Annotated in this window: 12 protein-coding genes; 4 read left to right on the top strand and 8 right to left on the bottom strand. The window is 71.6% G+C overall.

The window, feature by feature from the left end; genetic code table 11:
* Nucleotides 1-19 precede the first annotated feature (19 nt).
* The 3 genes from DR046_RS15310 (at nucleotide 20) to DR046_RS15300 (ending at nucleotide 4,187) form a co-directional block, all read left to right on the top strand.
* The gene (locus tag DR046_RS15310; RefSeq protein ID WP_115383272.1) at nucleotides 20-934 is read left to right on the top strand and encodes a mechanosensitive ion channel family protein; all 915 of its coding nucleotides are present in this window, start codon (nucleotides 20-22) and stop codon (nucleotides 932-934) included.
* Nucleotides 935-997: 63 nt separating this feature from the next.
* Nucleotides 998-2,158: a M20 aminoacylase family protein gene (locus DR046_RS15305; protein WP_115383271.1), complete on the top strand. Its 1,161-nt coding sequence runs from the start codon at nucleotides 998-1,000 to the stop codon at nucleotides 2,156-2,158.
* A 334-nt stretch (nucleotides 2,159-2,492) separates the two neighbouring features.
* A complete protein-coding gene (locus tag DR046_RS15300; protein ID WP_115383270.1) occupies nucleotides 2,493-4,187 on the top strand; it encodes an alpha-glucosidase in 1,695 nt (564 codons plus the stop codon).
* A gap of 112 nt (nucleotides 4,188-4,299) precedes the next feature.
* Here DR046_RS15300 and DR046_RS15295 read toward each other — a convergent pair whose 3' ends face one another.
* From DR046_RS15295 to DR046_RS15260, 8 genes are all read right to left on the bottom strand, one after another.
* Nucleotides 4,300-4,884, bottom strand: a complete 585-nt coding sequence (locus DR046_RS15295) for an amino acid synthesis family protein (protein ID WP_115383269.1) — start codon at nucleotides 4,882-4,884, stop codon at nucleotides 4,300-4,302.
* Entirely contained in the window at nucleotides 4,881-5,462 is a 582-nt protein-coding gene (locus DR046_RS15290) for an amino acid synthesis family protein (protein ID WP_115383268.1), read from the bottom strand. Before DR046_RS15290 ends, DR046_RS15295 begins: the two co-directional genes overlap by 4 nt.
* Nucleotides 5,455-6,291: a UPF0280 family protein gene (locus DR046_RS15285; RefSeq protein WP_115383301.1), complete on the bottom strand. Its 837-nt coding sequence runs from the start codon at nucleotides 6,289-6,291 to the stop codon at nucleotides 5,455-5,457. Before DR046_RS15285 ends, DR046_RS15290 begins: the two co-directional genes overlap by 8 nt.
* The gene (locus tag DR046_RS15280) at nucleotides 6,288-7,724 is read right to left on the bottom strand and encodes a 6-hydroxynicotinate reductase (RefSeq protein ID WP_115383267.1); all 1,437 of its coding nucleotides are present in this window, start codon (nucleotides 7,722-7,724) and stop codon (nucleotides 6,288-6,290) included. Before DR046_RS15280 ends, DR046_RS15285 begins: the two co-directional genes overlap by 4 nt.
* 160 nt (nucleotides 7,725-7,884) lie before the next feature.
* On the bottom strand, nucleotides 7,885-10,617 hold the full coding sequence (locus tag DR046_RS15275; RefSeq protein ID WP_115383266.1) for a molybdopterin-dependent oxidoreductase: 2,733 nt from the start codon (nucleotides 10,615-10,617) through the stop codon (nucleotides 7,885-7,887).
* Nucleotides 10,610-11,443 (bottom strand): FAD binding domain-containing protein, encoded by an 834-nt coding sequence (locus DR046_RS15270; RefSeq protein WP_245190960.1) that lies wholly within the window; start codon nucleotides 11,441-11,443, stop codon nucleotides 10,610-10,612. Before DR046_RS15270 ends, DR046_RS15275 begins: the two co-directional genes overlap by 8 nt.
* Before the next feature lie 108 nt (nucleotides 11,444-11,551).
* The gene (locus DR046_RS15265) at nucleotides 11,552-12,289 is read right to left on the bottom strand and encodes a Crp/Fnr family transcriptional regulator (RefSeq protein WP_167767133.1); all 738 of its coding nucleotides are present in this window, start codon (nucleotides 12,287-12,289) and stop codon (nucleotides 11,552-11,554) included.
* Nucleotides 12,290-12,392: 103 nt separating this feature from the next.
* Nucleotides 12,393-12,848 (bottom strand): YtoQ family protein, encoded by a 456-nt coding sequence (locus DR046_RS15260; RefSeq protein ID WP_115383263.1) that lies wholly within the window; start codon nucleotides 12,846-12,848, stop codon nucleotides 12,393-12,395.
* A gap of 97 nt (nucleotides 12,849-12,945) precedes the next feature.
* On the opposite strand from DR046_RS15260, the gene DR046_RS15255 reads away from it, so the two are divergent.
* Nucleotides 12,946-14,115, top strand: coding sequence for a BaiN/RdsA family NAD(P)/FAD-dependent oxidoreductase (locus DR046_RS15255; protein WP_115383262.1), 1,170 nt, complete (start codon nucleotides 12,946-12,948; stop codon nucleotides 14,113-14,115).
* The last annotated feature ends 37 nt before the right edge of the window (nucleotides 14,116-14,152 follow it).

The raw sequence follows: 14,152 nt of genomic DNA, 5'->3' as shown, positions 1-14,152 counted from the left end.
AGGCCACCGGCGGGGGATCATGGACCAGGAAACGGATGCCGACCCCGGGACGGACCAGCCCATCGAGGCCGAGCCCGAACTGGCGCTCGAGAAGGTCGACACCTGGCTCGACGGCTTCTTCGCGATGCTCCCGAACATCGGCGTGGCGCTCGTCGTCCTTGCGGTCTTCGTTGCAATCGGGCTTGGCGTCGCCTGGTCCCTGCGCACCAGCTTCGGGCGCCGCGACCGCGAGGACCTCGGCACCGTCCTCGCCAGCATGGCCAAATGGGCGCTGTGGATCGCGGGCGCGGTGCTCGCCATGACCATCGTCACGCCGTCGCTGCGCCCCGGCGACCTCATCGCGGGGCTCGGGCTCGGCTCCGTCGCGATCGGCTTCGCCTTCAAGGACATCCTGCAGAACATGCTGGCCGGGCTGCTGATCCTGATCCGCCAGCCCTTCCGCGTCCACGACCAGATCGTCGCCGGCGACTACGAGGGCACGGTCGAACACATCGAGACCCGCGCCACGCTGCTCAAGACCTATGACGGGCGGCGTGTGGTGATCCCGAATTCGGACGTCTACACCTCGGCGGTCACGGTCAACACCGCATGGGACATCCGCCGCTCCGAATACGATTTCGGCATCGACTACGCCGCCGACACCGCCCGGGCGATGCGCGTGGCGCTGGACGCGGTGAACCGCGTCGATGGCGTGCGGGACGATCCGGAGCCCGAGGCGCTGTCGCTCGACCTCGGCGACTTCCGCAAGACGGTGCGGCTGCGCTGGTGGACGGCCTCGACCCAGCGCGCGCGGCTGCACGTCTATTCCGACGTCATGCTGGCCGTCGAGCGGGCCTTCGCCGAGCACGATATCGGCATCCCCTTCCCGATCCGGACGCTGCACCTGCCCGCCGGGTCCGAGGAGCGAGACGGGCACCGGCTTGCCGCGCGATGACGCTTGCAGGTCCCGGCGAAGCGCCTAGGGTCCCCCGGTCATCCCGCTTCGGAGGAAAACATCATGCCCGTGAAGAACCGCTTCGCCGAACTGCTGCCCGAGATCACCGAGTGGCGCCGCGACCTGCACCGCCATCCCGAGATCCTGTTCGAGACCCATCGCACGTCGAAGGTGGTTGCCGACAAGCTGCGCGAGTTCGGCTGCGACGAGGTGGTCGAGGGGATCGGCCGCACCGGCGTCGTCGGCGTCATCAAGGGCAAGACCGACTCGGGCAAGGTGATCGGCCTGCGCGCCGACATGGACGCGCTGCCGATCCACGAGCAGACCGGGGTCGAGCATGCCTCGCAGACAGCCGGCGCGATGCATGCCTGCGGCCATGACGGCCATACCGCGATGCTGCTGGGCGCGGCCAGGTACCTCTCCGAGACGCGCAACTTCGACGGCACCGTCGTCGTGATCTTCCAGCCCGCCGAGGAAGGCGGCGGCGGCGGGCGCGAGATGTGCGACGACGGAATGATGGACCGCTGGAACATCCAGGAAGTCTACGGGATGCACAACTGGCCGGGCCGCCCCGTCGGCAGCTTCGCCATCCGCCCCGGCGCCTTCTTCGCGGCGACCGACCTGTTCGAGATCTACCTCGAAGGGAAAGGCGGCCACGCCGCCAAGCCGCAGGAGGTGGTCGACACGACCCTGATGGGGTCGCATCTGGTCACGGCGCTGCAGAGCATCGTCTCCCGCAATGCCGATCCGACCAAGAACATCGTCGTCTCGGTCACCTCCTTCGAAACCTCGTCCAAGGCGTTCAACGTCATCCCGCAGCGCGTCCACATCCGCGGCACGGTGCGGACGATGGACAACGAGATGCGCGACCTGGCCGAGAAGCGCATGGGCGAGATCGCCGCGGGCGTCGCCGCCACTTTCGGCGGCACCGTCAAGGTCGACTATCAGCGCAACTACCCGGTGATGGTCAACCACGAGACCGAGACGGAATACGCCGCCGAGGCCGCGCGCGCCGTCTCGGGCGACTGCGCCGACGCGCCGCTGGTGATGGGCGGCGAGGATTTCGCCTTCATGCTGGAGGCCCGGCCCGGCGCCTACATCCTCGTCGGCAACGGCGACACCGCTCCGGTCCACCACCCGGAATACGATTTCGCGGACGAGGCGATCCCCGCCGGCTGCTCCTGGTGGGCCGAGATCGTCGAGCGCCGGATGCCCGCCGCCTGACGGCGCTCGATCGAGGGCGGCGCGCCGGGTCCGGTCGACCCGGCGCGCCGCGCTGGACGCGTGAATGCGCGTTGGGCGGGGGCAGGACCGGCCTCGCTGGGGGCGGCACGCATCGTCGCTGGCCAGCCCGTGCCGCGGACCGGCGAGTCCCGAACGACATCCGCAGCAACGCCGGGATGGCGCACCGGACCGCCGCCTGCGTGACCCGCCCCTCCGCGCCCGCGAAGGGCATCCGGGCGGAACTGGCCTCGGGCTCCGGGCGTTCTCGCAACTAACCTGAGCCTGCCCGATCGCGGAGCGCGATCCGGCAGGTGCCGAAGCCGCAGAGGACCGCATGACCGACGACCCAATTCAGACCGGGACCGCGCCGACAGGCGCGGCCGGCGCCGACGCTCCGCACTCCGAGCCCCGACAGGACGACGCCGAACGCTGGTGGCAGAAGGCGACCGGCTACCAGATCTGGCCACGCAGTTTTCAGGATTCGAACGGCGACGGGATCGGCGACCTGCCGGGAATCCTGTCGCGCCTCGACCATCTGGAGGAGCTGGGCGTGGGCTTCGTCTGGCTCTCGCCGGTCTATGCCTCTCCGCAGGCCGACATGGGCTACGACATCGCGGACTACCGCGCCATCGCGCCGGAATACGGCACGATGGAGGACATGGATCGCCTCATCGCCGAGGCCGGGAAGCGCGGCATCCGCATCGTCATGGACCTCGTCGTCAACCACAGCTCGGACGAGCACGCCTGGTTCCAGGCTTCCCGCGCATCGCGGGACGCGGAGCTGCGCGACTTCTACATCTGGCGGGATCCCGGCCCCGATGGCGGCCCGCCGACGGACTTGCAGGCCATCTTCGGCGGCCCCGCCTGGACGCTCGATCAGGAGACGGGACAATACTACTTCCATCTCTTCCACCCCAAGCAGCCCGATCTCAACTGGGAGAACCCGGCCTTGCGGGCCGAGATCCACGACATGATGACCTGGTGGCTGGACAAGGGGATCGGCGGCTTCCGCATGGACGTGATCGAGCTGATCGGGAAGGACCCGGACCGGGGCATCACGACCGACGGCCCCAAGCTGCACGACTACCTGGCCGAGATGCGCGAGAAGGTGCTGGACGGCCGCGACGTGATCTCGATTGCCGAGGCCTGGGCGGCGACCCCCATGTCCGCCCGCCGCTACTGCGAGAACCTGTCGATGGTGTTCCAGTTCTCGCATATCATGGAGGGCTGGCACGCCGAGCACGGCAAGTGGCACCCCCTGCCCCGCGACCTTTCCGCGCTGAAGCGTGTCTTGTTCGACTGGCAGACCGCGCTGGAGGGCCATGGCTGGAACTCGCTTTTCTGGGGAAACCACGACCTGCCGCGCGCCGTGTCGCAATACGGCTCCGAGACGCATCGCGTGGCCTCCGCCAAGGCGCTCGCGACGGTGCTGCACCTGCTGAAGGGGACCCCCTACATCTATCAGGGCGAAGAGATCGGGATGACGAATGCGGGGTTCACCCGCATCGGACAGTATCGCGACGTCGAGACGCTGAACTTCCACACCATCCGCATGGCCGAAGGTGGCGACGAGGCCGCATTCCTTGCCGGGGCGCGCGCGAACGGGCGGGACAATTCCCGCACGCCGGTGCAATGGGACGACAGTCCGGGCGCCGGATTCACCACGGGGACCCCCTGGATCGACCTGGGCCAGAGCCATCCCGAGGTGAACGTGGCCTCCGACCGCGAGGACCCGGACGGAGTCCTCGCCCGATATCGTGCGCTGGCCGCGCTCCGGCGCGAGTCGGTCGTGGTGCGGCAGGGCCGGACCGTGCCGGAGGATATCGGTGACCCGCAGGTGATGGCCTATGCGCGCGACCACCCCGAGGGCCGGATCGCCGTCGCCGCGAACCTCTCCGACGAGGCCGTCGAGTGGACCGTTCCGGAGACACTCGCCATGGAAGGCAGGCCCCTCTTCGACGGCCCGTCGCGACTGGAAGGCAAAGTCAAGCTCGCGCCCTGGCAGGTCATCGCCATCGCCTCGGACTGAGCCGCCCTCGCGGCGTGATCTCCGGTTCGCGAAGCCTCTCGTCACATCGGCCCTTCAAGGCGCGCCGCCGGGGCGGAGGCGCGGGCGCCCCGGCGGCGCGCCGGGGCGGCCCTCAGCGCAGCCCGTCCTCCCCCACGGCCTCCGCGGCGGTCAGCCCCCCGACCCGCGGCAGCGGACGGCCGCTATCGGTCACGGCGACGGCGACCATGATCTCTCCGGCACGGGGCGCGTCGTTCAGCCTCACCTCGATCCCGTCGAAATGGGAGCGGACATAGGCCGCGTCCTTGTGGCCCAGCGGCACGTCCAGCACCTGCCCCGGCCCACCCATCTTCTTCGACGACGGCACCAGCGCCGCTCCCTTCCCGACGGCGGTGCGCAGCGGCGCGCCCAGCTTCGGGTGGAGGATCGCGGCGGCATGCTCCAGCTCCCCGGCCTCGCCCACCATGGCGGACTTGCCGTAGCTCTCGGCCTCGTCCGGCCTGATGCCCAGCGCCTCGACGCAGCGACGGCCGAGCAATCCGCCAAGTTCGGCGCCAATCTCCATCAGCGGCGTCAGGTCCTCGACGTAGCGGCCCGCGAAAGGGTTTGCGATGACCGCCACGGCGACGGCCTTGCGGGTCGGGGGCTCGATGGCACGGCCCATCTCGCGATGGGTCTCCTCGATGGTGACGACGATCTTGCGGATCTCGGCGCTCATCTGAGGCCATCCCACTTGGAGATTTCCGAGGCGGCAAGCCCGCCCGCCCGGTCGTGGATGCGCGCGCCCGTCGTCATCACCAGGACGACCGCCATCTCGCGCGCGCGGGGCGCGTCCGGGCAGCCGACCTCGATCGCGTCGAAATGGGAGCGGACATAGGACGCGTCCTTGTGCGTGACCGGCACGTCGAGCCGCACGCCCGGCCCCCCGACCTTCTTGGTCGAGGGCACGATAGCCCTGGCCCCGCCCAGCACCTCGCGCATCGCGTAACCGCCCGGCGCATGCCAGAGCGCGCCATGCTCGGTCTCGCCCGCCTCGCCGACGATGGCGCCCTTGCCGTAGCCTTCGATGGCGTCCGGCCCGCCCAGCGCCTCGGCCAGCCGCCGCGCCATGTCGACGCCGAGCGGCTTCAGGTCTTCCATGAAGGGCTGGATGTCCTCGACATAGGCCCCGGCAAAGGGGTTCTCAATCACCGCCATGATCCAGCCGCGCAGCTGCGGCTTGTTCGGCGGGGGCCCGCCCTCGTGGAAGATGTCTTCGCGCGACAGGAGCGTCTTGCGCAGGACGAGGTCAGGCATGGGCCGGTCTCCGGAGGGTCAGGTGCGGGCCGACGATCACCGTCTCCGGCCCCAACGTCAACGCGGCGCCGACGATCCGGCCGGCTGTGCGCATGGCCTCGGCGCGCGACAGGCCCGCCGCGAGGGCGCGCGCGACCTCGCCCGCCGTGAGGGGGCCGAGGCCGGTGACGACAAGGCGGCCGCCCAGATCGCTGTCGGGGTCGAGGCTGCGCGCCGTCGCGCGGCGGATCGCCGGATGGCCCGGCAGGTCCACGGCGTTGGCGATCAGCGTCGCCGCCGCGTCCGCCGCCGCCGCGTCGCGGGCGAGGACCGTCACGCTGTCGGCGATGCCGAGCGACAGGCTCCGCCCGTGCCGCCCGGATGTGGCGATGCCGCCGATGCCGTCGCCTGCCGTCACCTCGATCCGCCCGATCTCGCTGCCGTCCCAGCGCATTACGGCGGAGCGGTAGCTGGCGCCGGGCGCCAGATGCAGCGCAATGTCGCCGCCGTCGTTCACATAGGCGCGGGTCAGGTCGAACGGCGTCATGACCGACAGAAGTTCGTCCGCGACCGCCCCCGCGACGGCGGCCATCGGCGTAACGAAACTGCCGTGATGGACCCGCACCGCCCGCGCCATCCGCCGCGCGACGGTGCCCCGGAACGGCGCCCGGAGCGGCTGGCGCAGCGCGTCCAGCTCTGCCACCAGCTCCGGCAGGATCGAGGGGAAGCGGGCGCGCGCGGCGGCGAGCGCCGGCTCGCGCCCCGGCCCCTCGGCCCCGAGGATCGCGTCGATCGGCCCGTGCTGGAGATGCAGCCGCCCGCCCGGCAGCCAGGCTGCCACGGCGCTCATGCGGGCCACCGGTAGTGGCTGCGGTCGCGCGGGTCGGCCCGGTCCTCGCGGCGGGCGATGCGCCGTGCGCCGTCGAGCTTCACCTCCGCCAGCGACCGCACCGCATCGACATAGCCGCCGAGGGCCGCGTAGTCGCTGGCACGCAGGGTGAACTCGATGGGCGCGACCAGCGCGGGGGTGGGGACGTAGCCGAAGCTGTCCTGCGGCATCTCCAGCACGTCGACCATCACGGTGATCCCGCCGCCAGGCCAGACATAGGCCTCGGCCCCGCCACAGGTGACATGGGTCAGCGCCTCCCTGACCGAGCGCGTCAGGCGCACCGGGTTTTCGGTCACGCCGGCCCGCAGACTGCCCCCCGCGCCCGCCATGAACAGGACCGAGCAGACCGAGGGCTCGCAATTCTCGGCGATGAGATCGGAGGCGGCGCGAAGGCTGTCCGGCATGGCGGCCCGGCGCGGCACCAGGTCGTCGCCGAGCTCGTAATAGGCGGACTGCTCTCCGGTCGTGGACACCATCAGCAGCCGCAGTCCCGGCCAGGCGACCTTCGGCTTCCACGGACCAAGGATCGTCAGCGGGTCATCGATATTGGTCCCGCCCCATCCGGTCCCCGGCCGGGCCACCTTGAAATAGCGCCCGGGCGTCGACCGCCGCCCGAGCAGCCTGATCCCCGAGGGCGGCACGCCCAGCTGCTTGCCCGCCTCGTGCTCCGACAGGACGCCGGTGATGTGGTCGTCGACCACGACCACCTCGTCAGCATGGCCCAGCCACTGCTTCGCGAACATCCCGATCGTGGCCGAGCCGCAGCCGACGCGCATCAGCCGCTCCGCCTCGCCATCGATGATCGGCGGCTGCCCGGCCTGGACCACCAGCGAGATGCCTTCGATCTCCAGTTCGACCGCCTCGCGATTGCACAGCGCCATCAGCGCGTCGCAGGTCGCGCGGCCCTCGGGCTTGGTGCCCCCGGTGAGATGCTCCACCCCGCCCAGCGACAGCATCTTGGAGCCGTATTCGGAGGTTGTCACATGGCCCACCGGCTCTCCGCGGAAGCGCACGGCGTCCCGCTCCTCGCCGATATGACGGTCGGTGTCGATCTTCACCTTGACGCCGCAATAGCTGAAGATGCCCTCGGTGACGACGGTGACCATGTCCACGCCCTCGACCTCGGACGAGACGATGAAGGGGGCAGGCTTGTAGTCGGGATAGGTGGTGCCCGCGCCGATGGCGGTCACGAAGGGCTTGGCCGCGACCGGGTCGCCGTCCCACCCGGCGCCGAGGAAGGGCACGGCGGGGGCGCCCGCCTCCAGTATGGTGAGCGGGTCGAGCCGCACCAGCGCGCCGCCGTGGTTGGCATAGCGGTCGCAGGCGCCCGAGCGACCCTCGGCGATGTAGCACATCACCGGGCAGGCGTCGCAGCGGATCTTGGCGTCGGTCATGAGGGGGTTCCGCACCCGGTTGCGACAGCCCCGACGGACCGGCCGCGATGGGGGCTCTGCCCCCGCTCGCTTCGCTCGCCCCCCCGAGGCATTTCCGGCGAGATGAGGACAGGACGGGCGGGCGCGTCAACCTCGGCGGAACATGAAGCGGGGCGGCCGATCACAGGCCTGCCTCCCGCAGCGCGGCGCGCAGCCGCGCGGGCGTGACCGGCAGGCGCGTCATCCGCACCCCCGTCGCGTCGGCGATGGCGTTGAGAAGGGCGGGCGCGGTGGGGATCAGGACGTGCTCGCCCAGTCCCTTGGCGCCGTAGGGGCCGTGGGCGTCGGGGCATTCGACGATCAGCGTCTCGACCGGGGGCATGTCGCCGAAGGTCGGGATCAGGTAGTCGTGCAGGTTCTCGGTCCGGCCGGGCAGGTATTCCTCCATCAGGGCCATGCCGAGACCCTGCGCGATGCCGCCCTCGACCTGCCCCTCGATCAGCAGCGGGTTGACCGCGCGGCCCACGTCATGGGCGGCGACGAAGCGGATCGGGTGGACGGTGCCCATCTGGGCGTCGACCTCGACCACGGCGAGATGGGCGGCATAGCCGAACTGCGCGTAAGGCGCCCCCTGCCCGTTCTCGTCCAGTGGGCGGGTCGGCGGGTCATAGGTCTCCTCCACCCGAAGGACGTAGCCCTCGGCATCAGGCGGCAGGCTGGCGGGGTGGAGACGGTGGACCCGGTCCCCGTCGACGACCGACAGCCCCCCCGCCTCCGGCACGATCCGCGCGCCTTCGCCCGCGTTGGTGCGGGCGAGGATGGCGGCCCGCAGCGCCGCGCCGGCCAGCCGCGCGGCGTTGCCCGAGACGAAGGTCTGACGCGAGGCCGAGGTCTTGCCGCCATCCGGCGTCTGGTCGGTGTCCGCGCCGACGAGGTCGATATCGGCAACGTCCACGCCGAGGGCGGTCGCGAAGATCTGCGCGATCACGGTCGTGGCGCCCTGCCCGATATCCATCGCACCCTGGTGCAGCACGATGCGTCCGTCAGCGGCGAGCGCGGCCTTGAAGGTCGAGGGGTTCGGCAGCGAGGTGTTCCCGCAGCCATACCAGCCCGCCGCGACGCCGACGCCGCGCAGGCGCGGCCCGGTCGACGGCACCGCGCGTTCGCGCGCCCAGGCCGGTCGCAAGGCTTCGAGGCAGGCGCGGATGCCGACGCCCTGCTCGAAGACCTGGCCGCAGACCGTGGGCACGCCGTCGGTCAGGGCGTTCAGGATGCGGAAATCCAGCCGGTCGATGCCAAGCCGGTCGGCGAGCATGTCGAATAGGCTCTCCTGCGCGACGGCGGCCTGGGGCACGCCGAAGCCGCGGAAGGCGCCCGAGGGCGGGTTGTGCGTATGGATGCCGCGCGCCTTGGCGCGGTAATCGGCGACGCGGTAGGGGCCGGAGGCGTGGACCGGCACGCGGTTCGCCACGGTCGGCCCCCAGGAGGCATAGGCGCCGGTGTCGAACTCGCCCTCGAACCGCATCCCGCAGAGCTTCCCGTCCGCCGTGGCGCCGATGCGGAGGCGCATCTCGGCCGGGTGGCGCTTGGTGGTGGACTGCATCGACTCGGTCCGGGAATAGGCGAGCCGCACGGGGCGACCCGTCTTCTGCGCGGCGAGCGCGAGGAAAGGCTGCACCGACAGGTCCAGCTTTGCGCCGAAGCCGCCGCCGACGCCGGTCGGCACGATGCGGATGTCGGCCTCGGGTCGTCCGAGGATCAAGGCCAGTGCCTCGCGGTCCATCATCGGAGCCTGGGTGCAGGCATGCACGGCGATACGGTCCCCCTGCATCTCGGCAAAGCCGGCCTCGGGCTCGATATAGGCATGCTCGACGAAAGAGGTGGTGAAACGGCCTTCGACCACCGTGTCGGCCCGGGCCAGCGCGACCTCGGCATCGCCGCAGGCGACGAAGCCTGTGCACATGACGTTGCCGGCCCGGTCGGGATGCAGGATCGGCGCGCCCTCCGCCTGCGCCGCCTGCGGGTCCCCGGCGGCGGCCAGGGGCGTCCAGTCGACGGGGAAGGCGGTGTCGTCGAAGGCGGCCATGGCGTCGGCCTCCCCGACGACGCAGGCGACGGCCTCGCCGCGAAAGCGGGTCTCGACCTCGGCGAAGACGGGCTGGTCGGCAAAGGCAGGGATGACACCGAAGCGGTTCTCGCCGGGGATGTCGGCGGCGGTCAGGACCGCCGCGACGCCCGGGGTGGCCGCGACGAAGACGGCGAGGTCGCCGAAGACGAAGCGGGCGCGGGCGTGGGGGCTGCGGATCACCCGCAGGACCAGCGCGCCGGGGGGCGCGACGTCGTCGCCGAAGCGCTCGGTCCCGCCGGTCTTGCCCGCCCCGTCCAGCCGCCGGATCGCGGCCCCGACATGGCCCGGGCCGGGCGCCTGCGGTCCGGGCAGGCCGGCTCCGGCCGCGACCACCGCCGCCACGATCTTGCGATAGCCGGTGCAGCGGCAGAGCACCCCGCCCAGCGCGTCCGCCACCTGCGCCTCGGTCGGGGCCTCGACCTCGCGCAACAGGGCCACCGCCGAGACGAGCATCCCCGGCGTGCAGATGCCGCATTGCGCCGCGCCATGCGCCTCGAATGTCTGGGCGAGGCGCGCCTTCACCGGGTCCTCCGCCAGCCCGCACAGGGTCTCGACCCGGCGGCCCTCGGCGCGCTGGGCGGGAACGAGGCAGGCACAGACCGGCAGGCCGTCCAGAAGCACGGTGCAGGCGCCGCAATCGCCCGCGTCGCAGCCGACCTTGACGTCGCGGGCGCCGAGCCGTTCGCGGAGGCTGTGGGACAGGCGCTCGCCCGGCAAGGGGCGGAGGGTGACCGCGACGCCGTTCAGGTCGAAGGCGACCGGCCCGGTGGCGAGCGGCTTATCCATTGCAGGCGGCGCGCAGGGCGCGGGCGATCTGGTGCGGCACGATCTCCCGGCGGTAGGCGGCATCGGCCCGCACGTCGTCGATCGGGGCGAGCGGGGCGAGATCGGCTTCGCTCACCTGCACATCGGAGGGCAGGCGGCCCGTCATCGCTGCCTCCAGTGCGGACAGGCGGCGCGCGACGGGGGAGCAGGCGCCGACCGCCACACGGAGATGCGCGAGGCGGCCCGCCTCGTCGAGCCCTGCTGCGACCGCCGTCATCGCGATGGAGATGACGAGATAGCGCCGCGCGCCGGTCTTGACGAAGGCGCCGCGCAGGCCCTCGGGCTGGGCGGGGACATGCAGGGCGACGACAAGCTCTCCGGGCGCGCGGGCCGTGGCGCGCGGGCCGGTCACGAAGTCGCACAGGGGCAGGCGCCGGCGGCCGCCCAGGCCAGCAAGCTCCACCTCGGCGTCGAGCGTCAGGAGCGGCGGCATCCCGTCGGCCGCGGGCGAGGCGTTGCACAGGTTGCCCGCCAGCGTGCCCGCGTTCTGGATCTGCACGCCGCCCACCTCCCGCGCGGCCTGCTTCAGCCCGTCGAAGGCGGAGGGCAGGTCAGCGCGGGCGATCTCTGCCCAGGTGACGGCGGCCCCGATGCGCCACCCCGCGCCGTCGCGGTCGATGCCGCGCAGCTCCGCGAGGCGGGTGATGTCGAGCATGTCCTCGGTCACCGGCGTCCGCCCGCGCGCGGGAAACCAGTCCGTCCCGCCCGCGACGACCGAGGCCGTGCGCGTGGCCAGAAGCCCTAGCGCCTCGTCCAGATCGGTCGGAGCATAATACGCGGCGCCCAAGCTGCCCCCTGCGTTCGGCGGGGCCCCTGCCCCGCGCGGTCGCGCCCGACCTGCCGGCCCGGCCATGTCCAACGGTAGAAGCGGGGCGCCCGCCCTGTCAACGCAGCGTCAGTCGGGGTCGAAATCGGCGACGGGGTCGAGATAGAGGAACTGCGGGTCGAACCTGCCCACCCGGCGCAGCTCGTCCCGGTCCGGGATCGTGACGAGACCGTTCTCGAGGCTGCAGAGCCCCCCCTCGCGCAGGTCGCGCAGCATCCGGCTGACATGGACCGGGGTCGTGCCGCAGGCCTCGCCGATATCGATCTGCGTCATCGGCAGGCGGAACTGCCCGTCCTGCGCGCGCCCGGCGAGCCGCAGGCGCAGCTCCATCTCGCACAGGAAGTTGGCCACCGCCGCCAGCGCCCGCAGCGCGCCCATCCGGAACGACCAGTGGCGATGGATCGCCGCGTCGATCACCGTCAGCTCCCACAGGGCCATGGCCAGCTCGGTATCCTCCTCGATCAGCGCGCGCAGGGCCTCGTGCGGAAAGACGCCGATGCGGATGTCGGTGATCGACGTGACGTCGTGGTCGAGCACCTTGCCGGGAAAGCTGTGCAGATCGACGAAATCGCCGGGCACCTGCAACGCCACCATCTGGCGGGACGTCTCCTTCGGGCCCGGCATGTAGCGGCCCATCATCCCGTCGAGCAGAAGCTGGCTTGAGGACACGGGCTGGCCCTTGCAGGTCAGGTCGGTCCTGGCCGCGACATCCTGGATGTCGCTGCAGGCCGAGATCAGCTTCTGCCAGTGGTCGTCCGACAGCCGGCGCACCATGCCGACCTGCCCGACCATGTCGCCTGAGTCCATCTCGCCCTCTGCGTCTGGTGCCGAACTGGAGCTACGGCATATCTTCTCAAAGCACCATGGTGGGACATGGGGTCGCGCCTTGCAAGGTCGCCCGGTCCTGGCGTCAGCCGGGCAACGTCCCGCGCTCGACATAGACGAGGATCTGCGCGACCTGCGCGGGGGTCTCGACCACGGCGAGCGCCGCGGCATCGACCTCCTTCAGGGCGTGCTGGTGATCGGGTCCGTGCATCACGATCAGCGCCTTGCCCCAGGCCGAGGCCAGCCCCGCGTCGAAGGCCGCGTTCCACTGCCTGTATTTCTCGCCGAAGCGGACGACGACGATGTCGGCATCCCGGATGCCCTTCCGCGTGCGGATCGCGTTCAGCTTCGCACCCTTCATGTCGTGCCAGAACTTGTTGGACTCTGCGCCCATGATCGCGACGCCGCAGTCGTCCGAAGCGGCGTGGTCGGTCACGGGGGCCGAGAACGCGACGTCGAGCCCCGCGGCCTCGCAGGCAGAGACGATCTCGTCGCGCCAGTCGGTATGGATCTCGCCGGAGAGGTAGACGGACAGGGTCATGGCTTGGGCTCCTCAATGTTGCGCGACCCGGTCATGTCCGCTCGGGCCGCACGGGGCAAGGCTTGCGCATGGCGATCGCTGCGCTAGGAGGCGGCGCATGGACTACGACGCCATCGTCCTCGGCGCAGGCGGTGCAGGCCTGATGGCCGCCGCGACCGCCGGGCAGGCGGGCGCGCGGGTGCTCGTGCTCGACCACGCGGACCGGGCGGGCAAGAAGATCCTGATCTCGGGCGGCGGGCGCTGCAACTTCACGAATACCGGGACGGAGCCGGAGTGCTTCCTCTCCGAGAACCCGCATTTCGCCAAATCGGCGCTCGCGCGCTACACGCAGTGGGACTTCCTCGCCCTCGTCGAAAAGCACGGCATCGCCTGGCACGAGAAGACGCTGGGCCAGCTCTTCTGCGACGGGTCGGCCCGGCAGATCGTCGCGATGCTGCTCGCGGAATGCGCGGCGGGCGGGGTCGAGATCCGGCTCGCGACGCCCATCGGAGAGATCGGGCATGCGGATGGCCGGTTCCGCGTGGCCGGGGCCGAGGCGCCCGCGCTGATCGTCGCGACCGGCGGGCCGTCGATCCCGAAGATGGGTGCGACCGGCGTGGCCTACGACATCGCGCGCCGCTTCGGCCTGCCCGTCGTTCCGCCGCGCCCGGCGCTGGTGCCCCTGACCCTGTCCGAGGCCGAGATGCCGTTCCGGGCGATCTCGGGCGTGGCCTGCCCCGCCGTGGCCCGCGCCGGAGGCATGTCCTTCGCGGAGGCGGCGCTCTTCACCCACAAGGGCCTGTCGGGACCGGCGATCCTTCAGGTGTCCTCCTACTGGCGGCCCGGAGAGCCGGTGTCGCTGACGGTCCTTCCGAACGCGCTGGAGGCCCTGAGGGACGCCCGCCGCCGCCTGCCCCGCGCGCGGCTCAAGACCGCGCTGGCGGAGCGGCTGCCGGCCCGGCTGGCCGAGGCGCTGGCGGGGCGGATCGGGCTCGAGACCGAGCTCGCCAACGCCTCGGACGCCGATCTCGCCCGCGCGGCGGAGCTCTTGGAGGCGCTGACCTTCCACCCCACCGGCACCGAGGGCTATGCCAAGGCCGAGGTGACGGCGGGCGGGATCGACACCGCCGCTCTGTCCTCGCGGACGATGGAGGCGCGCGCGGTGCCGGGCCTGCATGTCGTGGGCGAGGCGGTGGACGTGACCGGCTGGCTCGGCGGCTACAACTTCCAGTGGGCCTGGGCCTCGGGCGTGGCGGCGGGCGCGGCGGTGGCGGCGGCGCGCCGATAGGACCGGGCCGGACGCGCGGGGGTCCGCTCGCTTCAAG

The organism is Jannaschia formosa, assembly GCF_003340555.1.
In the GTDB taxonomy this organism is placed as follows: domain Bacteria; phylum Pseudomonadota; class Alphaproteobacteria; order Rhodobacterales; family Rhodobacteraceae; genus Jannaschia; species Jannaschia formosa.
The sequence above is the reverse complement of the archived record's forward strand: the minus strand, read 5'-3'. Positions and strand labels throughout refer to the sequence as shown.

Coding starts and splice junctions, on each gene's coding strand:
- DR046_RS15310 (WP_115383272.1), top strand. CDS start 20: ATGGACCAGGAAACGGATGCCGACCCCGGGACGGACCAGCCCATCGAG.
- DR046_RS15305 (WP_115383271.1), top strand. CDS start 998: ATGCCCGTGAAGAACCGCTTCGCCGAACTGCTGCCCGAGATCACCGAG.
- DR046_RS15300 (WP_115383270.1), top strand. CDS start 2,493: ATGACCGACGACCCAATTCAGACCGGGACCGCGCCGACAGGCGCGGCC.
- DR046_RS15295 (WP_115383269.1), bottom strand. CDS start 4,884: ATGAGCGCCGAGATCCGCAAGATCGTCGTCACCATCGAGGAGACCCAT.
- DR046_RS15290 (WP_115383268.1), bottom strand. CDS start 5,462: ATGCCTGACCTCGTCCTGCGCAAGACGCTCCTGTCGCGCGAAGACATC.
- DR046_RS15285 (WP_115383301.1), bottom strand. CDS start 6,291: ATGAGCGCCGTGGCAGCCTGGCTGCCGGGCGGGCGGCTGCATCTCCAG.
- DR046_RS15280 (WP_115383267.1), bottom strand. CDS start 7,724: ATGACCGACGCCAAGATCCGCTGCGACGCCTGCCCGGTGATGTGCTAC.
- DR046_RS15275 (WP_115383266.1), bottom strand. CDS start 10,617: ATGGATAAGCCGCTCGCCACCGGGCCGGTCGCCTTCGACCTGAACGGC.
- DR046_RS15265 (WP_167767133.1), bottom strand. CDS start 12,289: ATGGACTCAGGCGACATGGTCGGGCAGGTCGGCATGGTGCGCCGGCTG.
- DR046_RS15260 (WP_115383263.1), bottom strand. CDS start 12,848: ATGACCCTGTCCGTCTACCTCTCCGGCGAGATCCATACCGACTGGCGC.
- DR046_RS15255 (WP_115383262.1), top strand. CDS start 12,946: ATGGACTACGACGCCATCGTCCTCGGCGCAGGCGGTGCAGGCCTGATG.